Annotated in this window: 27 protein-coding genes and 1 pseudogene; 22 read left to right on the forward strand and 6 right to left on the reverse strand. The window is 46.0% G+C overall.

Going from position 1 to position 25,202, the window contains the following annotated elements; translation table 11 throughout:
• The first annotated feature begins 103 nt into the window (after window positions 1-103).
• The gene (locus tag OM95_RS14910) at window positions 104-1,435 is read left to right on the forward strand and encodes an alpha/beta fold hydrolase (protein ID WP_291516564.1); all 1,332 of its coding nucleotides are present in this window, start codon (window positions 104-106) and stop codon (window positions 1,433-1,435) included.
• A 94-nt stretch (window positions 1,436-1,529) separates the two neighbouring features.
• On the opposite strand, the gene OM95_RS14915 is transcribed toward OM95_RS14910, so the two are convergent.
• On the reverse strand, window positions 1,530-2,567 hold the full coding sequence (locus OM95_RS14915; RefSeq protein WP_041875512.1) for a rhodanese-like domain-containing protein: 1,038 nt from the start codon (window positions 2,565-2,567) through the stop codon (window positions 1,530-1,532).
• A 258-nt stretch (window positions 2,568-2,825) separates the two neighbouring features.
• On the opposite strand from OM95_RS14915, the gene OM95_RS14920 reads away from it, so the two are divergent.
• The 3 genes from OM95_RS14920 to OM95_RS14930 are packed head-to-tail and all read left to right on the forward strand — an operon-like array spanning window position 2,826 to window position 6,132.
• Window positions 2,826-4,433: a peptide chain release factor 3 gene (locus OM95_RS14920; protein ID WP_041875514.1), complete on the forward strand. Its 1,608-nt coding sequence runs from the start codon at window positions 2,826-2,828 to the stop codon at window positions 4,431-4,433.
• Between the two features lie 11 nt (window positions 4,434-4,444).
• A complete protein-coding gene (locus tag OM95_RS14925; RefSeq protein WP_041875517.1) occupies window positions 4,445-5,362 on the forward strand; it encodes an ABC transporter ATP-binding protein in 918 nt (305 codons plus the stop codon).
• Entirely contained in the window at window positions 5,359-6,132 is a 774-nt protein-coding gene (locus OM95_RS14930) for an ABC transporter permease (protein WP_041875519.1), read from the forward strand. The genes OM95_RS14925 and OM95_RS14930 overlap by 4 nt, the downstream gene beginning before the upstream one ends.
• A gap of 29 nt (window positions 6,133-6,161) precedes the next feature.
• Here OM95_RS14930 and OM95_RS14935 read toward each other — a convergent pair whose 3' ends face one another.
• Window positions 6,162-6,491 carry a hypothetical protein gene (locus tag OM95_RS14935; RefSeq protein ID WP_041875520.1) on the reverse strand — a complete coding sequence of 110 codons (330 nt, stop codon included), beginning with the start codon at window positions 6,489-6,491 and terminating at the stop codon, window positions 6,162-6,164.
• A 166-nt stretch (window positions 6,492-6,657) separates the two neighbouring features.
• Between OM95_RS14935 and ffh the strand changes: the two genes are divergently transcribed.
• The 10 genes and pseudogenes from ffh (at window position 6,658) to OM95_RS14985 (ending at window position 12,664) form a co-directional block, all read left to right on the forward strand.
• The gene (gene ffh, locus OM95_RS14940; RefSeq protein ID WP_041875521.1) at window positions 6,658-7,989 is read left to right on the forward strand and encodes a signal recognition particle protein; all 1,332 of its coding nucleotides are present in this window, start codon (window positions 6,658-6,660) and stop codon (window positions 7,987-7,989) included.
• Window positions 7,990-8,058: 69 nt separating this feature from the next.
• Complete coding sequence (gene rpsP, locus OM95_RS14945; RefSeq protein ID WP_041875524.1) at window positions 8,059-8,307, forward strand: 30S ribosomal protein S16; 249 nt, start codon at window positions 8,059-8,061, stop codon at window positions 8,305-8,307.
• 63 nt (window positions 8,308-8,370) lie between these two features.
• Window positions 8,371-8,610 (forward strand): KH domain-containing protein, encoded by a 240-nt coding sequence (locus tag OM95_RS14950; RefSeq protein ID WP_041875527.1) that lies wholly within the window; start codon window positions 8,371-8,373, stop codon window positions 8,608-8,610.
• A gap of 90 nt (window positions 8,611-8,700) precedes the next feature.
• Window positions 8,701-9,216, forward strand: coding sequence for a ribosome maturation factor RimM (gene rimM, locus OM95_RS14955; RefSeq protein WP_041875529.1), 516 nt, complete (start codon window positions 8,701-8,703; stop codon window positions 9,214-9,216).
• Complete coding sequence (trmD, locus tag OM95_RS14960) at window positions 9,217-10,044, forward strand: tRNA (guanosine(37)-N1)-methyltransferase TrmD (protein WP_041875532.1); 828 nt, start codon at window positions 9,217-9,219, stop codon at window positions 10,042-10,044.
• Window positions 10,037-10,627, forward strand: a complete 591-nt coding sequence (locus OM95_RS14965) for an RNA methyltransferase (protein WP_291516566.1) — start codon at window positions 10,037-10,039, stop codon at window positions 10,625-10,627. Before trmD ends, OM95_RS14965 begins: the two co-directional genes overlap by 8 nt.
• A 48-nt stretch (window positions 10,628-10,675) precedes the next feature.
• A pseudogene (gene rplS, locus OM95_RS14970) lies at window positions 10,676-11,078 on the forward strand (50S ribosomal protein L19).
• Window positions 11,079-11,257: 179 nt separating this feature from the next.
• The gene (locus OM95_RS14975; RefSeq protein ID WP_291516568.1) at window positions 11,258-11,956 is read left to right on the forward strand and encodes a ribonuclease HII; all 699 of its coding nucleotides are present in this window, start codon (window positions 11,258-11,260) and stop codon (window positions 11,954-11,956) included.
• Window positions 11,928-12,296 carry a YraN family protein gene (locus tag OM95_RS14980; protein ID WP_291516570.1) on the forward strand — a complete coding sequence of 123 codons (369 nt, stop codon included), beginning with the start codon at window positions 11,928-11,930 and terminating at the stop codon, window positions 12,294-12,296. The genes OM95_RS14975 and OM95_RS14980 overlap by 29 nt, the downstream gene beginning before the upstream one ends.
• Before the next feature lie 32 nt (window positions 12,297-12,328).
• Window positions 12,329-12,664 carry a hypothetical protein gene (locus OM95_RS14985; protein WP_041875537.1) on the forward strand — a complete coding sequence of 112 codons (336 nt, stop codon included), beginning with the start codon at window positions 12,329-12,331 and terminating at the stop codon, window positions 12,662-12,664.
• A gap of 33 nt (window positions 12,665-12,697) precedes the next feature.
• Here OM95_RS14985 and OM95_RS14990 read toward each other — a convergent pair whose 3' ends face one another.
• Window positions 12,698-15,109, reverse strand: coding sequence for an LPS-assembly protein LptD (locus OM95_RS14990; protein ID WP_291516572.1), 2,412 nt, complete (start codon window positions 15,107-15,109; stop codon window positions 12,698-12,700).
• A gap of 129 nt (window positions 15,110-15,238) precedes the next feature.
• Between OM95_RS14990 and OM95_RS14995 the strand changes: the two genes are divergently transcribed.
• Window positions 15,239-15,565 carry an STAS domain-containing protein gene (locus OM95_RS14995; RefSeq protein WP_041875543.1) on the forward strand — a complete coding sequence of 109 codons (327 nt, stop codon included), beginning with the start codon at window positions 15,239-15,241 and terminating at the stop codon, window positions 15,563-15,565.
• On the opposite strand, the gene OM95_RS15000 is transcribed toward OM95_RS14995, so the two are convergent.
• The gene (locus OM95_RS15000) at window positions 15,562-16,680 is read right to left on the reverse strand and encodes a hypothetical protein (RefSeq protein WP_041875546.1); all 1,119 of its coding nucleotides are present in this window, start codon (window positions 16,678-16,680) and stop codon (window positions 15,562-15,564) included. The two genes, OM95_RS14995 and OM95_RS15000, sit on opposite strands and share 4 nt — an antisense overlap.
• A gap of 143 nt (window positions 16,681-16,823) precedes the next feature.
• On the opposite strand from OM95_RS15000, the gene OM95_RS15005 reads away from it, so the two are divergent.
• Window positions 16,824-17,414: a hypothetical protein gene (locus OM95_RS15005; RefSeq protein ID WP_041875548.1), complete on the forward strand. Its 591-nt coding sequence runs from the start codon at window positions 16,824-16,826 to the stop codon at window positions 17,412-17,414.
• Between the two features lie 3 nt (window positions 17,415-17,417).
• Here the strand turns inward: OM95_RS15005 and OM95_RS15010 are convergent, their stop codons facing one another.
• Window positions 17,418-18,623 carry a thioredoxin domain-containing protein gene (locus tag OM95_RS15010; protein ID WP_041875551.1) on the reverse strand — a complete coding sequence of 402 codons (1,206 nt, stop codon included), beginning with the start codon at window positions 18,621-18,623 and terminating at the stop codon, window positions 17,418-17,420.
• Window positions 18,624-18,705: 82 nt separating this feature from the next.
• On the opposite strand from OM95_RS15010, the gene OM95_RS15015 reads away from it, so the two are divergent.
• Window positions 18,706-20,340: a ChaN family lipoprotein gene (locus OM95_RS15015; RefSeq protein WP_291516574.1), complete on the forward strand. Its 1,635-nt coding sequence runs from the start codon at window positions 18,706-18,708 to the stop codon at window positions 20,338-20,340.
• Complete coding sequence (locus OM95_RS15020) at window positions 20,337-20,753, forward strand: DUF4339 domain-containing protein (RefSeq protein WP_041875553.1); 417 nt, start codon at window positions 20,337-20,339, stop codon at window positions 20,751-20,753. Before OM95_RS15015 ends, OM95_RS15020 begins: the two co-directional genes overlap by 4 nt.
• On the opposite strand, the gene OM95_RS15025 is transcribed toward OM95_RS15020, so the two are convergent.
• Entirely contained in the window at window positions 20,745-21,035 is a 291-nt protein-coding gene (locus OM95_RS15025) for an HU family DNA-binding protein (RefSeq protein ID WP_291516580.1), read from the reverse strand. The two genes, OM95_RS15020 and OM95_RS15025, sit on opposite strands and share 9 nt — an antisense overlap.
• Window positions 21,036-21,259: 224 nt before the next feature.
• Here OM95_RS15025 and OM95_RS15030 point away from each other — a divergent pair, with 224 nt between their 5' ends.
• The 4 genes from OM95_RS15030 to OM95_RS15045 all read left to right on the forward strand — a co-directional run bounded on the left by OM95_RS15030 (window position 21,260) and on the right by OM95_RS15045 (window position 25,199).
• Window positions 21,260-21,970, forward strand: a complete 711-nt coding sequence (locus OM95_RS15030) for a hypothetical protein (RefSeq protein ID WP_041875556.1) — start codon at window positions 21,260-21,262, stop codon at window positions 21,968-21,970.
• A gap of 50 nt (window positions 21,971-22,020) precedes the next feature.
• Window positions 22,021-22,701: an outer membrane protein assembly factor BamD gene (gene bamD, locus OM95_RS15035; RefSeq protein WP_041875558.1), complete on the forward strand. Its 681-nt coding sequence runs from the start codon at window positions 22,021-22,023 to the stop codon at window positions 22,699-22,701.
• The gene (locus tag OM95_RS15040) at window positions 22,698-23,435 is read left to right on the forward strand and encodes a hypothetical protein (RefSeq protein WP_041875560.1); all 738 of its coding nucleotides are present in this window, start codon (window positions 22,698-22,700) and stop codon (window positions 23,433-23,435) included. The genes bamD and OM95_RS15040 overlap by 4 nt, the downstream gene beginning before the upstream one ends.
• An 87-nt stretch (window positions 23,436-23,522) precedes the next feature.
• Window positions 23,523-25,199 carry a hypothetical protein gene (locus tag OM95_RS15045; protein WP_041875562.1) on the forward strand — a complete coding sequence of 559 codons (1,677 nt, stop codon included), beginning with the start codon at window positions 23,523-23,525 and terminating at the stop codon, window positions 25,197-25,199.
• Window positions 25,200-25,202 lie beyond the last annotated feature (3 nt).

The following is a 25,202-nucleotide window of genomic DNA, read 5'->3' on the forward strand; positions in this document are numbered from 1 at the left end:
CCCCCCATCTCTCAATGATCTCTGATTTTGGTAAAATTCACAAGAGTGTGCACTTGGCGAACAACTCATTTCTTTCTTAACGGGATCTTGTTATATGGCCTCTATGACAAGACTCACGTGGCCCCTGTATGCGCTCCTTTTTCTGATCGCTTTCCAAGTGCAAGCCAAGGTTCCTTGGACCGCGCCGGATACTCCGTATCTGTCAGGGGAGGAAGTCTGTGCAAAATACCATGATCGCCGAGGGCGCGAACAAGCGGTTTGGATTTCAGTGCCGGTCAGTTACCAGGACGCGGCCCAGGGCTCTTTTTCACTCTATACTTGGACACGTAAGCCGTGGATGCCGGGGAAGCCTGTATTAATTTACGTTGATGGGGGGCCCGGTAATACCTCGCATTCTTCCGAGCTAGATCTGCCGGACTGGAACGTGGTCTTCTTTGATCAACGGGGGAATTCTTGTTCCCGACCACCGACAGAGGAATTGTATCTGCGTCGGGATTTTTATGACTCGCGAAACACCGCTCGCGATATCGACGAAATCCGCAAGGCTCTGGGCGAATCGCTGATTTCTGTCTACGGAGTTTCTTACGGCACAGTTCCGGCTCATCTCTATGGTTTCCTGTTCCCAGAACATCTTCGCGCTCTCGTTTTAGAAGGTGTGGTGGCTCAGGCGGACGCTGAGACCTTGATTAATAACCCTCATCGCCTGACAGCGCTGCAGAACTTTTTTGAGACATTGCCTCTCTCAACGCGGCAACGCATTTTGCAGATCTCTCAAAAGCCTGAGAATGCGTATTGGTTTGCCGACGTGGGACGTATGATGATGTACTTGGATCGCCCGTGGCAGGCCTTCACTCATTTTTTGGATGGGGTCTTATCCAGCGATGAGGCTTTAGAGGCTTTGATTCCGTCGTTTGGTCCAAGAAAGAATCAAGATGAGGAATTTGGCTTTTCTCAAGTTATGATGAATATGCTTGCGTGCAAAGAGATGGGTATGAATACGCCTGGGGCGAGTTTCCGAGCGCGTTTTCAGGATGGCCGCTTGAGATTGGCATCCAGCAACGAACTGCGTGAAGAAAATTGCCAACCGCTGGGTTTTCAAGAAAGCGAAAATTTTAAGGTTTTTCGTAGCGAAAACTTTCCGCTGACAGTGCCCGTGACCTATCTTCAAGGAGCTTTAGATGGAGCGACAGCGGCGCATCAGGCGCGACGAAGTTATGATCTGGCGACACGGTCTTTCGCGTGTCTTATCTCTATCGACCAAGGTGGGCATGTCCCTGTTTTCGGAGCTCTGTCTTCTGGGTACGAAAGCGGCGCCAGTTTGGTTTTGCGGCAACACCTGCTTTCTGCCGCGATTCAAGGTCAAGAGGTGTCTGAAACCACACTCAATGAATTGTCCCTGATGACTGAAATGAAGTGGGAAAAAAACTGCCGATAGCACACCTTAGCCCTATGAGGCGCGAACAGGTTGTTGGTGCTTTAGTTAAGTCTATGGAAGTAAAAAAAAGGGAGCATGAAGCTCCCTTTATCATTTAATTTTTGGATGTCACCGTTTCGGATTCACCCTTCGAGTTCACCGTCACAAATTTTGTTTTTGAAACGCGAATCGTAGGAATGTCATCGGCGCCTTCAGCTTTCAGTTTTTCGATTTCAAAAGGCACAATTTGTTTTGGACCTTTTTTACCCGGATGCAGTTTGTATTGATGGGCGCAGTTTTTGGAACAAGTGTCTTTTTTGAATTCCAGTTCAGCACAGTCCACGCAAATAAGTTCTTCGGAGTCACAGCGTTTGCATTCGATTTTGACTTCGGAAGGCTGCCCACAGTGAGGACATAATCCGTACTTTTCTGAAGGTTGTAAATTTTGATCCAGGGCCACGCGGTGGTCGAAAACAAAACACTCACCTTCGAATTGATCGTTTGGATATTCCTTCATGTAATTGATGATACCGCCTTCCAATTGGAAAACGTTGTCATAGCCTTGCTTTTGCAGTTCAAGAATTCCTTTTTCGCAGCGAATTCCGCCAGTGCAGAAAATCAGCATTTTTTTGTCTTTAGGAATGCCTTGTTCCTCAATGTATTCAGGAAAATCCGTGAATTTTTCAATATCAGGATTTAATGCGCCTTTAAATGTACCGATTTTATATTCATACCAATTGCGCGTGTCGATCATCACAAAATCTTTTTCTTCTTTCAGTACTTTGTTCCACTCTGCCGGCGACAAGTGATGATTTTTGCCTTCGGGAGGCATCATTTCAGGAATACCAGTGGTGACGATCTCTTCGCGGATTTTCACCTTGAAGCGGCGGAAGGGGGCTTTGTGTGATTCGGAATCTTTAAAAAACAGTTGAGGCGCATTAAAATAATCGCGAATGAATTGCTTCCACGCCTCGAAGGATGCCAACGAGTCCGCAGACACCGTCGAGTTGAATCCCTCTGCGCCTAAAATAATCAGGCCCTTTACATTCAATTCTTCAGCTTTATTTTCCAGGTCTTTTTGTATAGCGGGAACGTCAGAAAGTTTGAGAAACTTATAAAAAGTCGTAACATAATGCTTCGAAACGGCATTCATAGATTTGCACCTCAATTGTCCTGGTAGGCTCCAAACCCACCGGAGTTGTAGTTCTCCGAGGTTATAAGTGAATATGGGCAGCGTACGCAAGGGGTGGAGGCGGAAAATCTCCAAAATCCACCCAGATTTGAATGAAATCCCATTATTTGCTTTTTTCCCGTTAAATTCCACGGAATTGGTCATGGTGGCGCTGCGCTAAATGCTTGTAACCTCGAGCTTTTCCCCGTAAAAATGAGTCTTTAGACAGGATCTCTGAATATGTTAGCCACACCTCAAGTTCAAAAAGAAATTCAGCGCCGCCGTACGTTTGCGATCATTTCGCATCCCGATGCTGGTAAAACAACTCTCACTGAAAAGCTCCTTTACCACGGTGGGGTGATTCACGAAACAGGTGAGGTCAAAGGAAAGCAGGGAACCAAGGCCGTCACGTCCGATTGGATGGCGATGGAACGAGAAAAAGGGATCTCTATCACCTCATCAGTGATGACCTTTGATTATAATTCCTTGCGAGTGAATCTTCTCGATACCCCCGGGCATAAAGACTTCTCGGAAGACACGTACCGCGTTTTGATGGCGGTGGATTCGGCCTGCATGTTGATCGACGTCGCCAAAGGGGTCGAAGAGCGTACGAAGAAGCTCTATGAAGTCTGTCGGCTGCGTAAAATTCCTATTTTCACTTTTGTGAATAAACTTGATCGTGAGGGTAAAGATCCTCTGACCTTGATTGACGAAGTTGAGAAGACTTTGAATATGCAATGCTATCCGGTGACGTGGCCTTTGGGTATCGGTCAGCGCTTTCGCGGTATCTACAACCGTTTGACCAAAGAAATTTGGATTTACGATCAACGTCGTGAAGAAGTGGAAGATTATAAAATCATTCCATTCGAAAAAGGCAAAGACGATCAAATCCTTTATGACTATCTTGATAAAGAATCTGCGGATCAAGTTATTGATGAATTGGATTTGATCGAAAGTGCGCTCCCGCCCTTTGATGTGAATGAGTTTTTAAATGGAACGATTTCTCCGGTGACTTTCGGCTCGGCAAAGCAGAACTTTGGGGTGGATACCTTCCTGCAATTTTTTACCAAGTATGCGCCGGGACCGCAGCCTCGTTATACCAAAGACGACAAGGAAGTGGACCCCTGTGATGCGAACTTCACGGGGTTTGTCTTTAAAATCCAGGCGAATATGGACAAACGTCATCGTGATCGTATCGCCTTTATTCGCATTTGTTCGGGTAAATTTGAACGAGGAATGAAGGTGAAACACTCTCGCCACGACAAAGAACTGCGTCTTTCTTATGCCAGTCAATTCATTGCTGCGGATAAGGAAACTGTGGATGACGCCTACGCGGGCGACATCGTTGGCGTCGGGGATACGGGCAACTTTGCAATCGGTGACTGTGTTTATGCGTCAGGGAAAGTGCACTTCGAAGATATTCCAAAATTTGCGCCAGAATTATTTGGCCGCCTTTCCGTGCGTGATGCCTTGAAGCGCCAGAAGATGCAAGAGGCTTTGAATCACCTTTCGGAAGAGGGCGCTATTCAGTTATTCATTGATCCCATCGTTGGTCCTCAAGATCCGATCATTGGTGCCGTCGGGGAACTTCAATTCGAAGTTCTTCTGCGTCGCTTGCAAGACGAATACAACTTGGAAGTGAAGCTGAATCGTCTGCCTTACGGTGTGGCTCGCTGGCCTCGAACAGAGGATGGTAAGGCCGTTGCTGAGCTAAAAGGGGGAGCCCACATGTTCCGTGATCTGCAAGACAACCCTGTTGTTCTTGTCGCACAGGAGTGGGATCTGAATTGGTTAAAACGTGAAAATCCGACTGTTGAATTTCACACAAGCATCACTCGCGCACGCTAGGTTATTAACGTATGACTCTTCCTTTAGAAATCCAGAACCTTCGTAAGCACTACGAAGGTTCAAAAACGGAAGCCGTAAAAGGGGTCTCGTTCTCAGTTGAAGGGGGCGAGATTTTCGGTCTATTGGGACCCAATGGTGCAGGGAAAACCACGATCATTTCGACAATCACGACGTTGGAAAAACCCTCCTCGGGTTCGGTCAAAGTTTTTGGCATTGAAGTCTCTGAAGATCCCATGTTCACAAAGAAACAAATCGGTGTTGTTCATCAAGAGGTGATCAATTCCGGTTTCTTTGATGTCCAGGAGATTCTACAGTTTCACTCCGGGTACTACGGCCTCAGAAAAAATAATGAGCGTATTGATTTTGTTTTAAGCAAACTGGCTCTTTATGAGCATCGCCATAAAAAAGTGAAGCAGCTTTCCGGCGGAATGAAACGCCGACTGATGATAGCCAAGGCGTTAGTTCACAACCCCAAATTACTGCTGCTGGATGAACCGACGGCCGGCGTGGATATCCGATTGCGAGAAGACCTATGGAAGTTCGTGCAAGAACTTCGCAACGAAGGTATGTCGATTTTGCTAACGACTCACTATCTTGAAGAGGCAGAAGAGCTGTGCGACCGCGTCGGTATTATTAACTTAGGTAGCCTGGTAGAACTGGGCAACACCAAGGATTTGATTCGCCAGTACACGCATAAAAAAATTCGTCTTAGTTTGACGGCGTCGCACGAAGTTCGTTCGGAATATCTGATGGAAGTTGTCGGGAAAGAATTCTTTTTCGTGGTGCCTCAGAATAAAACTCTGGGAGATTTTTTAAACGAGGTTTCTATTCCCGTGAATCTGATCCGTGATATTCAAATTGAAGAAGGTGACCTCGAAGAGGCCTTCTTAAAGCTCGTCAGTAGAAAAGAAATGCAGGCCCTGCCATGACCGGTTTTTTAACTATCTTCCAGCGTGAAATCGCACGTTTCCTGAAAGTTCTGGTGCAAACGGTGGTGACGCCGTTCATTTCCTCTTTCCTGTACCTTCTGATTTTCGGGGTTTCCCTGGGCGAGCAAATGGCAGAGCATCAAGGCGTCAGCTATATTGCTTTCTTGATTCCCGGATTGATGATGATGGGTTTGATAAACAACTCTTTTCAAAACTCGTCGTCCTCGATTGTTTCTTCTAAATTTTCTGGCGATCTTGAAGACTTACGAGTGGCGCCGGTGACGGATCGGGAAATTATCTGGGCCATGAGCTTAGGCGCTTTGGTGCGTGGAACGATTGTGGCTTGTATCACGTACCTCGTGGGGGCGACATTTATGTACTACCAGCGCGGCGAGTGGCTCGCTATTGCGCATCCCTTTATCGCTTTGTTTTTCATTGTCGTTGCAGGCCTAATTTTTGGAATGATCGGGATCAGTGTTGCTTTTTGGGCGCGCACGTTTGATCAGCTTTCGGCCTTTTCTGCGTTCATTCTTTTACCGCTGACATATCTTGGCGGTGTTTTCCTATCGATTGAGCATCTGCACCCATTTTGGCAGACAGTTTCGCAGGCGAATCCGTTGTTATATCTGATCAATGGCCTGCGCTATGGAATTCTCGGAGTCAGTGATGTGAATGTCTGGACGGCCGCCGGGGTGTCTATTCTGGGATTTGTGTTTTTTTACTTTGGTGCCCATTTTAGCATGAAAAAGGGCTCGTTCCAGCGCTGGTAGGCCTCCCTGAACAAGAGGCCCAAAGTTAATCAGTAATTGACTGTTTGGACGGCCTGCATGTTGTTCTGTTGAACTTCCGCAGGTGCTTGATACGGAGTTGAGGTCGTGGCAGGAGCTTGATTGTAAGAAGAGGCCCCGTCATTGACGACACTGAAGTTTAAAGACTCAAATTGTTGGCGGCGATTTCTTTCGTCTTGTAATCGAGCGGCTTCCAGTTTTTCTAAAATTGAATTTTCTGTCTTAACTTCAAGTTGCTTACGCGCGTCCTTAAGGCCTTCAAGTGCTGCCGCATTGGAAGTCACAAGTTGGGCATGAGTTGCAGTGCTGATTAATAAAGATGCAAGAATGATTTTTTTCATTGTAGAGCCCCTTTTTGCGTCTCTCATAACCATAAAGCCGTCCGAATGAATCATCTAACGCTATGCGCCTTACAATTCTACAAGGTGTCTGTGCGCGCAATGCGTCGTATGGTTCTTTGTCAATCCGACCTTGATAGGTTAAACCTCTTTCTTTCGGGAGTTTCACATGTTCGAGAATTTATCTGACAAGATTATGACGAGCCTTAAGAAGGTCCGTGGCCAAAGCAAGATCACGGAATCCAATATTGAGGACGTCATTAAAGAAATCCGCCTCAGTCTTTTAGAAGCGGACGTGAACTTCAAAGTCGTTAAGATATTTATTGATAAAGTTAAAGCCAAAGCCTTAGGGGCTGAGGTTCTGCAAAACGTCAATCCAGGGCAAATGTTTGTTAAGATCGTCCATGATGAGCTTGTGAATGTCCTTGGCGGCGGAGCCGTTGACATCAATGTGCGTGAAAACCCCAGTGTGATTTTTATGGTCGGTTTGCAAGGGGCGGGTAAAACCACTTCCTCGGCAAAACTGGCTCTTTATATTCGCCAGAAACTGGGAAAAAAACCGGGCATGGTACCTGCGGACATCTATCGTCCTGCGGCCATCGATCAATTGCAGACTTTGGGGCGTCAAAACAACATTCCGACTTTTCCAACTCAAATGGGAATGAAGCCTGAAGAGATCTTGGAGCAATCCAAGCAATGGGCCAAGGACAACATGGTGGACGTTGTGATTGTCGATACAGCAGGACGCCTGCAAGTCGATGACGAATTGATGAACGAGTTGGGACGCCTGCGCGAGATCTGGACGCCGCAAGAAATCCTTCTTGTGGCCGATGCCATGCTCGGCCAGCAATCTGTGAATGTCGCTGAAGGTTTCCATAAAAAATTAAGTCTGACCGGACTTGTTCTGACGAAAGTGGATGGGGATGCACGCGGTGGGGCGGCTCTTTCTATTCGTGAAGTGACCGGCATTCCAATTAAGTTCCTGGGCGTGGGTGAAAAGGTTTCTGCTTTGGAAGTCTTCCATCCGGACCGTTTGGCTGGACGCATTTTGGATATGGGGGATGTTCTTTCTTTGGTCGAAAAGGCGCAAGAAGTGATCGACGAAAAGTCGGCGCGTGAGTCGGCAAAGAAGATCATGAAGAATGAGTTTACCTTGGAAGACTTCCTGGCTCAGATCCAACAGCTCAAAAAAATGGGCGGTTTTGAAAGTATCTTGAAATTTTTACCGGGTATGGGGGAGTTGAGCAAACAACTCAAGAATATGACCCCTCCGGATGCCGAGATGAAAAAGATCGAAGCCATTATTCGTTCCATGACTTATCAAGAAAGACACAACCACAAGCTTCTGAATGCTTCGCGTCGTCAAAGAATCGCGAAGGGGAGCGGGACTCAAGTTCAAGACGTCAATAAGCTGGTAAAGCAATTTGAGGACGCTAAAAAGATGATGGGCGGGATGATGAAAATGGGCATGGGTCGAGGCGGAATGAAGTTCCCATTTTAGCACTTGATATTTAATCGTTAACACAGTACACACTTGGTCTTACTGTTTTTGAAACAAGAGGTTTAAGAAATGGCAGTTGTAATTCGTTTGGCTCGTATGGGCGCAAAGCACGACCCTAAATACCGCATCACTGTAGCTGATTCTCGTCGCTATGTTACTGGTAAATTCCTTGATATTCTTGGAACTTACATCCCAACTCCTAAAGGTAACGACAAAAAAGTTGAGCTTGATCTTGCTAAAGTTGAAGAATGGATCAAAAAAGGTGCTCAGCCTACAGATCGCGTAAAGCACGTTATTAAATTAGCTCAAGCTAAATAGTGGTTGGCATTTGACCCGATTTCGTTAAAATATCGGGCAGATACTATCTGTGTGGGGGTAAATATGGATAGCTTGAAAGACCTTGTGGAGTTCATGGCTAAGTCTTTAGTAGACAAGCCTGAAAAAGTTGAAGTTGATGAAATCCCTGGTCAGCAAACGACTCTTCTTGCGTTAAAGGTTGATAAAGAAGACCTTGGCAAGGTGATCGGTAAGCAAGGTAAAACCGCAGCGGCGATGAGAACGATCATCCGCGCAGCTGGTACAAAACTTAACAAGCGTTATCACTTAGATATCGTAGAATAGTTAAGCCGCTAGTCCTTCGAAGGGACAAAAAAAATTCTCTAAGGAAGGGGTTGTCACAAGCAACCCCTTCATTTTTTTCTGAGGTTCGAAATGAAGTTGGTAGGTAAGGTTCGCGAGGCCCATGGACTTAAAGGTGATCTTTATGTTCTTATTTTTTCTGGTGATATTTCCTGGGCAAAAAGAATGAAGAGTTTCGGTTTGAAGTCGAAAGATTCTGAAGAGATCCAGTCTTTCACCGTCGAAAGAACAAAGCCTTTCAAAAAGGGGCTTATTGTTAAAGCGGCTGAAATCAAAGATCGCACTGCCGCTGAAGGTGTTGAGCATCTTGAGTTCTTTGTCGATGACGAATTGTTTGTCTCTAAGCCAGGCGAAACCATCTTCCTTTCAGAAATTAAAAATTTCAAATTGAAGGATCCTGAGCAAAAGCTTCTCGGTGAAATCGTGGATTTTTCTTCTAACGGAATTCAGGATTTATTGGTGGTCGAGGCTGCGGGTAGAAAAGTCGAAGTGCCATTCGTAGACGCGTTCATCAAAAAAATCGATTTCAAACATCAGACGGTCGTAATGGATTTGCCTGAAGGGCTTTTTGATATCGAGAACGCTTAGATGTTAACGATTGACGTGATCACTCTTTTTCCTGAGATGATTGACGCCGCGGTTTCGCATGGTGTTTTAGGTCAGGCGTTAAAGAGTGATTTGCTTTCCGTGAAGGCTCACACTCCGCGCGAATTTGCTCAGGATCGTCATCGCACCGTGGATGACCGCCCTTTCGGGGGCGGGGATGGCATGATCATGCTGCCAGAAACACTCGAAAAAACACTTCAGAAAGTGCAACATAAGACTTCCAAAGTGATCTATCTTTCCCCGCAAGGAAAGACTCTGACTGATGAAATGGCCCGGTCATTTTCCCAAGAAGAACATCTGGTTTTTATCTGTGGTCGCTACGGCGGAATTGATCAGCGTATTATTAACTCCTATGTCGATCAGGAAGTCTCGATCGGAGACTACGTATTGTCGGGTGGAGAGTTAGGGGCGCTGGTTGTGATTGATGCATTAGCGCGCTTCATTCCCGGTGTTCTGGGACACGATGATTCGGCTGATAAAGACAGTTTCTCAGAGGGGTTGTTAGAGCATCCCAATTTCACCAGGCCTCGCACTTATTTAGAGCAAGATGTTCCAGAAGTTTTGTTAAGTGGCAATCACAAGCTGATTGAAGAGTGGAAAAAGAAAGTATCGGCGTTGGTGACGCTGAAAAAACGTCCCGATTTATTTAAAGAATTTCTTAAAATTGAAAACGAAAAATATCAGGCGCAGAAGAAAAAAAAGACAGCTCCTCCTTTAAAAGAACTCTTAGAGTTTTATAAATCTCTTTCAGAGAAGGACGTGAAGGCTTTGGCTTTGGCAGATCTGCGCGAGGAAGATTTCAATGTCTGAAGCTTCAGAAGTTCCCTACGTTCCAAGACTCGCAATAGGTCTGGTTCATTATCCCGTTCGTGATCGTTTGCAGAAAACGGTCTCGACCAATATTACTAACTTCGATATCCATGATATCGCCCGTGCAGCCACGGTCTTCGGGGTGGAAAAATATTACATTATCCACCCTATGCAAGAGCAACTCATGTTCGTAGAGCGTGTTTTGGATCACTGGAGAGTAGGGCAAGGCTCAAAGTTCAACCCCATGAGAAAAACCGCTTTAAACCCCGTTAAAACGGCGGTGAGCGTAGAAGCAGCCCTGGCTGACTGGAATGTTCCCGACTGCTTGACGATTGCAACCACGGCCCGTGTGGAGTGGGCGAAAAGAAAGTACTCATTTGCTGAGTTGCGACATGAAATGCATGTGGAAAAGAAGCCCGTATTTATGTTATTTGGTACTGGTTTTGGTATGACAGAGCAACTGATTGGGTCTTGCTCAGGAGTCTTGGAAAGCATCCGAGGGGCTCCTCCCAAGGACTACCGCCATCTTTCCGTAAGATCGGCAGTAAGTATCTGTCTTGACCGCGTAATGGGTCCATGGTAGACCCTTGTTTTACTTTTTGTGAAAATTGACTGCTACAAGGATTAAGCAATGGCTAAAGAAACAAACCTCGTTCGTCGCGTAAGTGTAAAAGCTGCTAACAAAAATATTCAAGCATTCAGCTCTGGTGATACTGTTAACGTATTCGTTAAAGTAAAAGAGGGTGAGAAAGAACGTGTTCAGCTTTACAAAGGTATCGTAACTAAGATTCAAGGATCTGGCGCTGCGAAAACTTTCACAGTTCGCAAAATCTCTGCAGGTGTTGGCGTTGAAAGAACTTTCCCATTTGCAAGCCCTGCACTTGATAAAGTTGAGCTAGTAAACATCGGTAAAGTTCGTCGTTCTAAACTTTACTACCTACGCTCTCTAGAAGGTAAAGCTGCGAAGATCGAATCTGAGCTAGTAACTGCAAAAGCAGAAGCTTAGTTCCTCTCAACAGAACAATTCTATATAAATTCAAAAAAGACCTAGGACTCAAGTTCTAGGTCTTTTCTTTTTTAAAAGGTGCCAGGGGACTTTTTCCAACTGACCCGCATTAAACGCATTGTGGTTAGAAAAAGTCCCCTGGCACCTTTTGACTGCGACTGGCTGTATGTCTAATATGCGCTGGACTTGTGGGGATGGCGCTGAGACATGGTAGTATCGAAAAAAACGGCAGCTAAGAAAATCACACTTAAAAAAGCGAAGCCTAAGAAAACTTTCAAAAAGGAAGAATATCCTAAGGTGAATTGGCGCGAGTTTTTTCCTGAACCTGTGATTGGTGTTGATGAAGTGGGACGCGGATGTCTTGCGGGGCCTGTCTATGCGGCGGCGGTGATTTTTAAATCAGATGCGCTTGCGGAAGATGTCACTGACTCTAAATTGTTATCCGAAGAACGTCGTGAAGAGTTGGCGACGTTGATTCACAATGAACATCATGTCGGAATTGGTTTTGCGACAGTGGAAGAAATCGACGAGATGAATATCTTGCGCGCTTCTTTACTGGCGATGAAACGTGCGGTTGAAGCTTTGGGTGTGAAGGGTGGTCATGTGCTTATAGATGGCAACATGAAGATCCCTGGTCTTGAAGGCTTTGAGCAAACGACGATGGTTAAAGGGGATTTGCGTGTGGCTCCGATTTCAGCGGCGTCGATTGTTGCGAAAGTAACAAGAGATCGTCTGATGAAACAATTGGGAGAGAAATATCCTCTGTATGGATTCGAAGTTCACAAAGGCTATTCAACGCCGGTCCACAAAGACAGTATCGTCGCGCACGGCCCCTGTCGTGTGCACAGAAAGTCGTTCGCGGGGGTCAAAGAACACCTTGCGGACCTCATCGTCGACGAAGAGTGAGTCGCTTTACTGGGCTCATCAACGGGGTCTGGATTCCGAAAAACAAGTTCAAAAATTCTATCAGGAAAAAGGTTATAGCTTTCTGGCGCAACGGGTTCTTACACCCTTTGCAGAAGTGGATTTGCTTTTTCAAGCTCCCGAAGGTCATGTCCTTATGGTGGAAGTGAAGACTTCCAATATTGCTGATTTTCAGCCGCACCGAATTTCGTGGAAGCAAAAGGCGCGCTTGGCGCGAGCCCTGCAGTTTCTTACTGCCAAAATGGACGCTCTTGTTGAGGTTCACTGGGCCTTTGTCACGAAAGAAGGAAAAGTCACAGTGATTGAAGACGTCAGTGGTTGACTCAAACCCCTGTGTCGAAGCGACAATGAAGTATGCGCAAAATTTTTATCATCTTCGCCATTGTTTGCCAGTTCCAGTCAGTTCATGCCGAGGGTCTTCGTGATTTTTTAAAAAGCTGTGCGTGGGGGACCTTAGGTGGTGCCGCCGCAGGAGTTGTCAGTCTGGCTATGGAGGACAAACCTAGCGAAAGCTGGAACAACGTTGCTAAGGGAGCCTCCTTAGGCTTGTATGCAGGTGTCGCGTATGGTCTTGTGAAGATGAATCAAGAGCCCAAGATGCAACAGGCGCCGGACTTTGCCATTATACCTCATTTTGAAGAAGGTAAGATCGAAGGCATCAAAATCACAAAAACCATTCTCGATTTTTAGTTTAAGAAAAATTATTAAGTCCGTTCGCGTGGATTAGAAACCGTAGCTGTCCAGTGTTTCAGGTGGGAGTGGTGCTTTCGGAACGCCGTCGAACGTAAAGGCGAAGTTCAACTTAAAGTTGGTGTCTCCGCCTGTTACTTGGTCATGGATAAAAGTGATAAACAGGCAGTCTCCGGTAGGTTTAAACTGAGCGATGTAAGCCCAAGACTTGATTTGATCTCCGGAACTGCGATCAGCCCAGTTGGCGTCGTACACAAATTTACCCATCAGATTTAAATATTTAGACACAAAACCTGTGGAAAAGGTGTAGTCCTCTTGGCGGGCGCTGGTGTCGACAGCTTGGCCAGGGGTGATTTTATACTGTCGGGTCAATTGAACTTGAAAGAACTGCCCTACGTCGTTCATTAAGCGCACACGTGAGGAAGCGTTCGTCACGTTCTGATAGGGGAAATAGTTGAAGATAGAATAAGTTTGAAAGCGATCTAGGCGCACATCCAAGGTTGCCGTTAAGTCGGACCACGGTTCATAAATACTGCCTCCGCGATTCTGTTGAGAGGCATCATAGGACTGCGCGAGTTTTAAATAGCCAATCTGTCTGTATTCGGGGCGGTCACTCACCCAGCGTTTTTCAGTCACTTTGTTCGTGAGTGCCATGGTGACGAGATTGCGGTCGTACACGCGGTCGTTATAGTCAAATTGCACGCTGTAATCACTGGCGATATCCAAGTCCGTGATACTGTCACGCGCCGAATAGGGAGCATCGGTAACAGAGCCCTGTCCAAAGAAAGGACTGTCGTCTTGAGTGAACCATGGAAGATTGCTGTAGGTGACTTCCGGAATAATTTCGTGCTTGTAGCGAGTGGCTTTCGAACTGACGGTATCGCCATAAACACGACTTAAGCTTAAACGCGCGCCCATTTCGGCACGAAGGTAGCGGCGCACGACGTGAGAATTGTCTTCGATATTGAAGTTATAGTGAGTTTCACGATAGCTCATGGCCGGCACCAGATCTAAGCCGTCTGCCAATTTGATTGGATAATAAACCGAGGGTTCAAAATCGATTCTTTGCCCGGTGCGAATTAGATCCACGCTGGGATCGAAGGAGCCATCGTACACGCGTTTACACAGAGGGTTATCTTCCCATTTAGGATCATTGCAACTGTTCTTTGGAAAGCGAACAGTGGTGTCTCCGCTGGTTTGAGTGGTCATGTCATCGTAGGCGTTGCCTCCACGAGTGAAGTTCACAACGTCTAAATCGAAAGCATAGATAAAGTTACTTTCGCCGATGTTCTGTTGCGAGTGGGACCAACGCAGCTCTGGAATACGATGAACGGCATCATTGTTCCCGGCTAAAGGATCTCCGTGCAGCATATTGACGTAATAAGAGCTGTCTACGCTCATGTGCTGATCTTCCGTGTTCTTTGTGTAGGACACACGATTTTCCATCGCCGAGTCGCCGTGATTTAAAGTTTCAGTCGGAAAGTCCTTGGGGTATTGCAGGTCGCTGGCGAAATTAATTTGTGCTCGGTGAACGCCGCCATCGGGCATTTCCAGATAGTGGCCATAGCGAACGAAGTAGCGTTCAATCGGATCATTTTTTTCTGTCACCGGGCGATAAAGATTGAGCCGTTCATCGTCAGCAAAGGCCTTGTCGAAAAGACTTCCGAAGTTTAACGAGCCTTCGGAATTTTCATTCAGCATATAGCGATATTCTAAAAGACCTTTCAGACCTCGATTCGCGTAATCTTTCAGTTCAATGGTGGCGTCGCTGCTGCGGGAAATAGCCCAAAAATAAGGAAGAGACATGGCAAAACCACCGGTGTCGGAGGCTTCAAATGTCGGCGTTAACAGGCCGGACTGACGATCGCTTTTTAGTGGAACGACAAGATAAGGAAACCAAAAAACAGGGACGGGGCCAAATCGCAGAATCGCATTTTTTATGTAGGCGTAGCCGCCCAGTTCAGCGCGGACTGTGGTGCCCGAAAAGCTCCAGGTCGAAGGGCAATTTGTACAAGCGGTGTAGTCAGCGGAAGAGACCACATATTCAGCGTCTCCCGTTTTTTGCAAAACTGTTCCGGAAAAAGTGATAGATCCAGATTGCACATAACCATTATAAATAACACCGGTGTTGTTTTCATAATCCAGATAAACTTGATCGCCGACGATCGTGTTTTTGGCGTCCATGATTTCAACATTGCCGAAAAGTTCGACTTGTCGAGAGCGCAGCAAGACGCGAGCCTTGTCGGATCGGATGTGCTGACCTTGGTAGACGATTTGGACGTTGCCTTCAAGTTCGGCAGTTTCTTTTTCGGTATCGCGAAACATGCTATCGGCATTGATTAAGATGCCATGGATCTTCGCCGTGGGTTCGGCAGCCCATAGAGGTGAAGCCGTAAAAACGGCGACAAATAAGAATAAAAACAAGGAGATCCAGCTCTGAAGCACCAAAGTAGTGTAGGGACCAGTTAGGCGTTTGTCGAGTTAGAAAATCCTGTTTTCCGGCCTCTTTTTGGACTCAAAATGTCACAAAGTATCGCCGACAAGTTGAAACCTAGATTTGATGAGAGGTTTTTCATGCAAGTAAAACTCGTGCTCGACGGGGATATTGCCGTCGTGTCTTTAAGTGGTCGTGTGGAGATTGAGAAAACGCTGTCCTTCAAAAAAGCGTGTTTACAAAATTTTTCGGATAAAAAAGTGGTGTTCTGCATGAAAAACCTGAGTTTCGTAGGTTCTTCGGGCATTCAGAACTTATTCAATGTGTTGAATGATTTGAACTCCAACAGAAAACTGAATGCGAAAATCGCGGGTTTGAACCCGGATTTTCAGCGTTTATTCAGTTTTTCAGAGTGTTCGAGTCTTGAGGTTCATGAAAGTATCGAAGGGGCTCTGCAAAGCTTCTAGAGCCCATCCTGTTTACGCAGCTCGTTGAGCTTCTGACTCAGCTCAAGGTTGATCCGCTCTAAAGCCGCGGTCGCAGCCTTGAGTTTTTCTGCTTCTTCATTCTTGGCATTCCACATGTAGCGAAGGCTTTCCAATTGCTCCATATACTGGAAGTTGTCTTTTTCCAGCTTCTGAATGCGTTCTTGGTCTTCGACAACACGGATTTGCAGATCCGCATGTTCAACACCCAGCTTTTGATTTTGCTTCGCCAGTTCGCTGATGCGCTCCTGCTGACGTTCAATCTCTGATTCCAGGCGTTCTTTGATATCTTCTTTAGTGCGGCGAAGTGTCACGACTTCGTTTTCCAGAAGGTCCTGGCGTTCTAAAGCTGTGTGCAATTTAAGGGTCTTCACTTCAAGTTCTTCTTGAATTTGATGAAGCTGTTGAACTTCACGGTTCAGGCCCTGAATTTGGGATTCATAAAATTGCACCATCTCTTGCGCTTTTTTCTCTGAGGCTTCCACTTGATAGCGGGAATTTTTTGTTACTTCGATGATCTGATGGCGTAGATCGCGAAGTTGCGCTTCTTTTTGCGCCAAAGAGCTTTCTGTTTCCGCAAGCTTAAGATCCTGAGTGCGGGAATATTCTTTAAGCTGTGAAATGTAAGGCTTCACCTGGTTTTTAATGCGGTCATGGTACTTCACATGACGAGCCAGTTCGGCCCCCATGTTTTGCAGTTTCTCTTGAAGGGCGCGCATTTTTTCCGTGTGAATTTCTTTTTCTCTTTCAAGCTGATCGATCTTCTGTCTCCACAGATTGTCTTTTTCTTTCCAGACGAGAATTTGATCAGTGATCGATGATTGAGCTAAGCGGGCCTTGCCGGTTTCTTCGGTCAGGCGCTGATTTTCGGTTTCCAATAAAGACAGACGGCGTAGGGCCACTTTAAGTCGGGCCATGAGGTCTTCGTTCTGTGAAATGAGGTTTTCCACAGTGGATGATTTAAGAATCTCTTTGGGAAGATGACTGTAATCGTTGCGCTTGGGAAGCTCGTCGGGCAACGGGATTTGACCCACAGTCTTCTGAGGGGTTTCAAAGTCTAAATGTCCTAAAACAGCTGTCTGAAATTCGGTTTCCATAGCCCTCCTCCATGAAGTCTAGGTAGCCTTTCCTTTATATTCTCAAGATGAAACAGGACTCGTCAAACTTAGGTCGATAAGACTAGACCTTGGTAAGATAAGGAATCCTTCAATGATTTGGCGTTTTTTCCGAAAAGGACAGTATGGCATTACCCGTACCCAAAGATGGCAACGTTGTCGTTGCCGAAATTCGCAAGCAGGAAGAGACCGCATTCTTTGATGTCGGTGTGGATAAAGCTGAATTCGGGCGTCCCGATTCTTTGCGCTACAATATTCTTACGTGGGTCCTTGACGAACGCTATGACCGAGCTATTGAAGAACTTAAAGACTTTCTTGAAAAGCCGTCCGAATATCCCAATTTTAAATCAAAAATCACACGTTACATTCATCACTCCGTGGATTTGATCTATGCGATCAAAGCGAAGCGAAGTTTTCCTGGGATTAATTCTTTGACGCGCGCTAAGCAGCAAGAGTTGCGCGAAAAATTCAAAGAACACTTTAGAGAGCTGCAGTATGTGCTTAAAATCGTTGAAAAAATTCAGGGTGATTTGCGTGTTCAAGACGTGCGTTCGACCATCTATGTGGTGAAGGCAATGTGGTTTGCTGTTTTGGCCGTGATTATTTTGGCCTTCTGGTTGGATATCGTCCACGGTCTGGCAAAGACAAGCTTCTTGGTCTTTGATGACGGATTCAGCAAGATGGCAAATTGGCTCGCTGAAGCCATCGGTTTCTAAGGACTATTTTAAACTTCTATAAGCGGCTTCCAAGATAGGAATCAATTGTCCGCCACTCAAAAGTTTACCATTAGCGAAAACAGTCGGAGTTCCCTGAATTTGGGCTGTTTCACCCTCTTTGGCCATCTTGCGAATCAGTTCGGCAGTCGTAGGGTCTTTAACACAAGCTTTCAACTCTTCAAGAGCTAATCCCGTAGACTTAGAAACATCTTCAAGGTTTTTATCTAAGTTGCCAGCGCGGATGATTTCTTCCTGATTTTCAAAAAAATAGTCGTGGGCCGCCCAACCTTTTTGCCCCATTTTTTCCGCGCACATGACTGCCGAGGCAAGGCCGCAGGAAATCCCGTCGCCGCCGCCGCGAATGGCTTCGTTGCAAGTGCCATCAAGCGGGAAAGGCTTGAAGATCAGTTTGACGTCGGGATGACTATTGGCAAAAGCATGAAGTGTTGGAGCTGCATGTTTACAGTGAGGACAGCGGAAATCCGCAAATTCAACAATGGTCATGACGGGATCTGAGGAGCCTTTTTGCATCGACAATCCTGCGGTCAGGTCGAAGCTTTGTTGCGGAGCTGCCAGCCAATAAGCCACTTTTTCTTTGGCTAACTTTTCGATGTCTGAAAGACCGTGGCTTTCGAGATACATAATGTTTCCCAGAAAAGCGAAAGCGGGGATGGCCAAAACAAATCCGCCAACCCATTTTTCAGCGGTGAAAATATCCTTGGTGTCCTCGATAAGTTGGTTCACGGAAAGATCTTCAGCCCCCAACCAAGCGCCAATAAAACCGATGATGGAAAGAACATAGGCGGCCATGCAGAAAATGCAGAGATTGCTCATGAAGGAAAGGGAAATCAGGGCCATTGCGATAGTACCCAGGATGGTAAGTCCCGAGAAAAGGAACGCATAACGCGATGTTTTTGCGCGATCCTGAACCATATTAAGGCGGGTTACAGCTAAGAAGTAAAGAAGGACGATGTTGGTGACCACTCCCCAAAGCGCGACAGGAACGCCGAAAAGAGCTGAGTATTTGCTGGCCGTGACAGCATCGCAGTTAAGAACTTCGTTGATGTTGCAGATGGAACCGCCTTCCGCGGTGCCGTACTTCAAGCCGTAGTAGTGAAGTGTCAGATAGAGGTGGACTCCGATCGCTATCAGAGTGGCGACCAGGGCAAGGTTCAAAAACTTGTTTTTGCTGGATGCTGTGTTTTTCATGCTCCCATTGAATCGTAGATTCGTGTTTGAAATCAATCAAAATTATGTAAAAATCGGAAGCACGCTATCAAGGAAGACAGCATTGAACGACTTACAGAAGTGGATTCGCATCCGCAAAGAGCTTTATCTCCAAATGCAACGCCAGGTTCGCCATAGGTTGGGCGAGGACACGCCTGAGCTGATGCGCTATCATAAGGTTTATAATAAAGAGTTTCTCAAAAAATGGACGGCGTCCAATAAAGAAGCTCTTTGGGATCAGATGGCGCAATCCCAAGTGGTGATGATCGGTGATTTTCACGCGCTTCATCAGTCGCAAAAAGCCCAGGTTCGGGTGCTGCGCAGTCTGCCTAAAAATCGCCCCGTGGTGCTTGCGGTGGAGTTCTTCGAAGCGGCGGACCAGGAAAAAATTGATAAATATCTGTCTGGGAAGTTGTCGGAAAAAGAGTTTTTGAAGGCCGTACAATGGCAGACAAAATGGGGATTTCCCTGGGAGCATTACCGTCCGCTGATGCGTTGGGCACAGAAACATAAGATTTCTGTGCGCGGACTCAATAAAAGCTATAAAAAGCGCACCGCTATCACCTTAAAGTCGCGAGATATTTTTGCAGGTCGAAAGATTGCAGATCTGGTGCAAGAGTTCCCCGAACATTTAATTTTCGTTATCTATGGTGATCTGCATTTGGCGTCGTCACATATTCCCGAAGAAATCACCAAAGTTTTAGGGAAGTCTTTTGCTAAGAAAATTCTCCGTTTGTTTCAAAATTCCGAATCTATTTATTTTCAGTTGTTGAATAAGGAATTAGAAGCAACCACCGATCTGGTGCGATTGTCGCAGAATGCTTTTTGTCTGATGAGCGTTCCGCCTTGGGTGAAGTGGCAGAACTATCTGATGTATCTGGAGCAGACTTACGATGTTGGCTTGCAGGATATAGATGACGAAGACGATGAAGATGAGCATCTGGATTACACGGATCACGTGGGCCGCTATGTTAAAATCATTTCTGATGAGTTGGGCTTGAATGTCGGAATCGACGCGCTGTCCGTTTATACAGCCCGTGATAGCTCTTTTTGGATGCAGGTGCGGGAAAATTATGACGTCAAAACGCAACGCTGGATCGAGACTCTTATTGCCGAGGGCAACTCTTTCTATCTTCCGGAAATCAAGGCCGCCTATTTGGCGCGCGGAACTGTGAATCATGCGGCATCTTTGGCCATGCGATACATTCATGCGCAGGTCAGCAAGATGGAGACGACTCTGAAGGATGTTCCGGCGGATTTTTTAAGTCTCATCTGGCTGGAGGGGACGGCCTACTTCGGCTCCAAGATAATCAACCACAAAAGAAAGACTGACACGATTGCTGATATCAAAGCGTCGTTAGCGGCGCGAGGTCCTTCTGAAATGGGTAAAGAGGCCTTGCAGTTGGCACTAGCGCAAAAGATGCATGAATTGATGGTGATTACCGGAGTTCCTGGTCATCGCCTGCAGGCGATGCCGCGAAAAAAGTGGAGTTATATGATTGCCGCTCAATTGTTGGGTGGAATGCTGGGGGAGCGACTTTACAACGGCTACCGAAAGAAAATGGTTTCCACGCAAACCCTGCGAAGTTTTCTTGTGAAGCCTTTAGATAGCAAACATTTTTCGGTGGCTTACTATGATATGCTGGAAGTGATTGAAAGTTTACCCGCGCTTTTTCACAGTAAGAAGGAAAAGTTATGAAGAACAACTCTTGGTATTACAACAAAAACCTAAAGCCGCAGGGACCGGTGTCGTTACAGGAAATGCGTGCACTTATTCATCGCGGTGAGGTGGGTCCATACGATTTAGTCTGCTGCGCTCGTGACAGTGTTTGGAAAGCCACCTGTGAGTTTGCGGAATTTGAGCGCTCTCTGTTTCCGGCAGTGCAAGTTTTTGTGCCGGGAGAAGAGGTGGCGCAGGATGAACGAGAGTGGGTTTTGTTAAGCCCTTCCGAGACGGGAAAAAGTCTTATTCAGGAAGGTCCCTTTTCAGTTCGTGAACTGCGGGATATGTTGATAAATAAAAAAATTGTAGGAGAGCAATATATCTGGAAGTCAGGCCTGAGCGGGTGGTGTCGACTGCAAGATCGACCTGAGTTTTCAGAGTTAGTTTAAAGCGTCTTTAAAATCCTTGCCCGGTTTGAAGCGGGGAACATAGGCGCTGGGGATTTTCACGGTTTCACCGGTTTTAGGGTTGCGACCTTGGCGAGGTTTGCGCGCGCTACGTGAGAACGTTCCAAAGCCAACCAGTTTAACCTCATCACCTTTTTTAAGAGCTTCTTGGATCACTTTTAAAGTGGCATCGAGAATCTGTTCGGATTGACTTTTTGTCGACTTGGTTTTTTCAGCGACAAGTTCAACCAATTGTGCTTTGTTCATTGCGCAGGCTTCCTTCAATCGAAGGTTCAAACTAAGAGTCACATCAAAATTGGTCAAGTGAAATACGATAAATGAAAACAACCGGTCTAGTGCCCTCTCAGAGCGAGGAAGTACTTGGGAGTATTTGTAACGCAGTTATGAACTATTGGATGTGATGCAGAAAAAAACAAACTGTTAAGGATCAGCTTTTCAATATTAGACGATGTCTAATATTCTTAGACAAATATCCAGGAGACACATTGATGAGCCTGTTTTCCCTAATTCTAATATCTTATTTCGCGACGGCCCAGACAGTTTCGACAGCCACTCTTTACGATTTAAAATCGGCTCAGACAAAAAAACTATATATTCTTGAAGTCTCTTTGGTCGGAGATGAATTGCTTCGCAGCGAAGCCGTGTACAAGGATCTTCAGGGGAACACGGTCGTTAAAGAGCGAGGGTTGGTTGAAAATGCTGAGTTGAAAAGTTATGAAATTGAGCGCCCTCAAACCTCTGAAAAAGGGCGGTTCTTCGTTGAGGGTGATAAAATCTATTTTGAGTATGTCGGTGCGAACGGCAAGAAAAAAACCTCTGAAGAAAAGCGACGCGGCCTGCTGCTTTCAACCGCCAACTTCAATCCTGTCGTCAAAGCCCACTGGCAGGAGCTTGCCTCTGGTCAGGAGCTTGATGTGCGCTTTGCGGTGTGGGATCGACTGGAAACTGTCGGCTTTACCCTTAAAAAAATGGGGGATCAGAACAAGGACTCGGATAAATGGATGGAGTTGCGAATGAAGCCCACGAGTTTCGTGATTGCCGCCCTTGTGGATCCCATTTATCTTTGGTATTCCCACGAGTCGAAGAAGCTCATGCTGATGAAAGGTCGTGTTGCGCCAAAGATTCAGGTGGGCGATCGCTGGAAAGATCTCGATGCGGAAGTGGTCTATACTTATGGCCAGCAGGCCGTCTCAAAATAAAACAGCCCTTTCAGTCTCAATTTTTATCGGTTTTCGCCGATAAGTGAGGCATGAAGAATCAAAATGCTTTTTTCATAGCTTTCTGTTTGTCCCTCACGGTAGGGATTGTCGGGGCTTATGCCTCGTTTGTTGGTTATTTTAATGGCCATGAACAGTATGAATTAAAGCTCGCGCATTTACAAAAACAGGTGGAAAAAGAGAAGTTTAACAACTCTCTTTTAACTTACCAGTTGAAGGACTTTCAGCAGACTGTGGCGCAGATTCTTCCGGACGATAAAAAACTTCAAGCGAAGTATGAACTTAAGAATTTATCCTCTATTGTGCGTTCACCAGCCAGCGAAGATTCTTTGGATCTTTCTGGAGTTCTTTTTGAAAAAGGAAAGAAGAACTTTAATAGTCGCGATTATGACAAGGCGATCGGGGAGTTTAATGAACTTCTTGAGAAGTATCCGCTTTCACAGCATGTGGTCGAATCCCACTTTTTCATTGCGGAAAGCTATTTTCTAAAAAAAGACTATCGCAACAGTCTTGCGCAAATTGACTCGATGGTGACTTTGTTTCCACAGCATGAACTGACGGGCTTTATTCTATTAAGAATGGGGCAGATCAGCGAATTTAACAATCAGACTGAAGAAGCTTCGGAAATCTATAAAACAGTTTTCAAAAACTTCAAAAATGACGACTTGAAAAAACAAGCTCGTAAGCTGGCGCAAAGTGTAGAGTATAAATGAAGAAGTTCTTTCGTGTTCTGATCTTTATCCTGGCTTTTCAGATGGAAGTGCGGGTGCGCGCTTCCGGAGATTTTTTGCAGCAACCGACGGAGTGTCTGAAAGCCCAGGAAGCCTGCGCCGTCCAGGTGATCGGAAAGTCTCTTCACTATTCAAGCAAAACTTTAAAGATGCACGCTAAAGAGGGTTCAACGCTGGTAAGACTTTCCCCAACACAATGGCGTTTTGTCAGTGGGGCTCTGTGGTTGGAAAACTCTCGCAATGTGGAAGTCGAGACATTGTATGGAAGTTTAAAGGCGACGCAAGGGCAGTATTTCGTTATCGAACAAGGCCATCGTGTGGTGATCCGTAACATGGATGCGACGTTGTCAGTGACGTTGCGAGACGGAAAAACGTTGCGCTTGCCTGAGGGCTTTGAATTCTGGATTGCCGGTCTGAATTCCAAAGGTCAGTCTGACTATGGCATGATTCAGCCCGTGGACATGAAAGCTCACTTGCCGCTGTGGAATTCCCTGTATGAAGGTTCTAAAAAGGACTTCATCACTTTGGTTTCTCACCTGCGCGAAAATTGGGGTGATTTGACGGAAAAAAGCGCCTTGATTTATCAAAATGCGGTGGAGCGGGAAATCGCTTCTGAAAAAGAAAAAGAGCGCGCCGAACAAGCTCGCAAAGCCCGCATTCAGGCGGAACGCCAGGAAATGAAGCGTCTTTATCACGAACGAGTGTTTGAACGCTAGACTCCGGTCCTGTTTTTAAAATCCGACACTGCTGAATTGAAGTTTCTTCCAAAGACTAATGTTAATCTGAGGTCTGGGAGGATAAGGATGTCTTCTATTTCATCTTCGGATCGCGCACGTCAGGACGACAAGATTCGCCAAACTCGTGAAGAGTATGAAAATCGAGAGTCGGAAAATGCCAAACGCCGTAATGCGGAACTCAAGCGTTTAGAACAACGCCATAGCGAAGAAATTCGTAATATCACTGACAATTATGAAGAGCGCATCGCGGAACTCAAAGAACGTAATAGAGAGACTTTGACGGATCGGGATTTTGAGAACAATCGTAAAATCGATGAGGTTCGTCAAACTTATCGTGAGTCTCTTCGTAATAAAATGGAAGACGCCTATAATACTCGTGAAGAACAAAAGGCGGCTTATGAAGGAGAACTTCGTAAGCAGAAAGAAATCTCGCAGTCCCAAAAGGAAAACCTGGTGGGGCAGATGAATAGTGAAGTTCTGCAGCGGGATGAACGTTTTGCGCAAATGTCGGAAGAAAACCGCCTGAAAGCTCAACAGACGGTTCATAATAACGCCCGCAAACTCAATGAGGCGCATGAAAAAGAGAAAAGCGCCATGCAGGCCGGCTTTCAAGATACTCTGCGTTCGCACACGCGTAGTGCTGATGAAGTACGCAAGTCTTATGAGTCCCGTCTTCGTCAAAGTGAGCGGCAGCGTGAGGCGGATAATTCCCGCTGGTCGCAAAAGTACACAGATACGGTTGTCAATAAAAGCGAAGAATATGCTGACAACCTTGAAATGAAACAGATGATTTTGGATGGTGAGCGCGAAACAATTCGTGGCAAGTATGAAAACACTTTGGCCAAGAAAACCGACATCATGGATGGACAAAATCAAGACTTCCGTGATTCGGTGAATGAGCGGGTTAACTCTCAGGTGCGTTCTCGCGACAGTCAGATTCAACGTTTGAATAGCAAGCTGAATAATGAAATTTCAAAGAATGAACGACTGCGGGGGTTAGAGCGCCGTAATCTGACCGAGGCTTATGAAAAGCGTTTCGATCTTGTGGATCAGCAAAGACAAGATGCGGTTGATCAGATGAAGGGTCTGAACGATGAAAGAATCGATAGTGTTCTGACTGAAAATCGTAAGCTCTTAAGAAATGCGGACCGGGATAATAAGTCGCGGATGGGTATGACCAATGCGCGCCACCGCGAGGATCGAGAAAATTTAATCCAGCAGCACAAAGATCAGGTGACTCAAATCTCTAACAACGCGGAAAGTCGGGTTAAGAAGGTCTTGGATTTAACCAATAAGCGTTCCGGGGATATGGAGCGCTACTATGCGGATTCCTTGGACACCGTAAAAGCGAATTATATGGATCGTATGGATGCTTACCGCGATAAGACAGTGAGTGATCAAACGGTCACGAATAAAGTCATGACGGAGCGTTTTAGAAATATGGAAGCGGGTTTTAACTCGAAGTTGGAACAGACGGTGAAGACTTATGAGGACAAGATCGCCCAGTTGAAAGAAAGCAATGACCGGGAAATCAAACGCCTGGAAAATTTGTATTCCACTCGTTCCGGGGACCGTGAAAAGGCCGTGAAGATGGAAAAAGAGTCTTTGGCCATGAAGTATGAGGCAAAGCTGGCTCAACTCAATGAGTCTCATCAGGATCAATTAGATAGAATGAATAGACGCCACCAGGAGGATATGCAAAACTTATCTGTGAAGATGAGTTCATATAGCAGGAAGGCGTAGTAA

It is taken from the genome of Bdellovibrio sp. ArHS (assembly GCF_000786105.1).
In the GTDB taxonomy this organism is placed as follows: Bacteria; Bdellovibrionota; Bdellovibrionia; order Bdellovibrionales; family Bdellovibrionaceae; genus Bdellovibrio.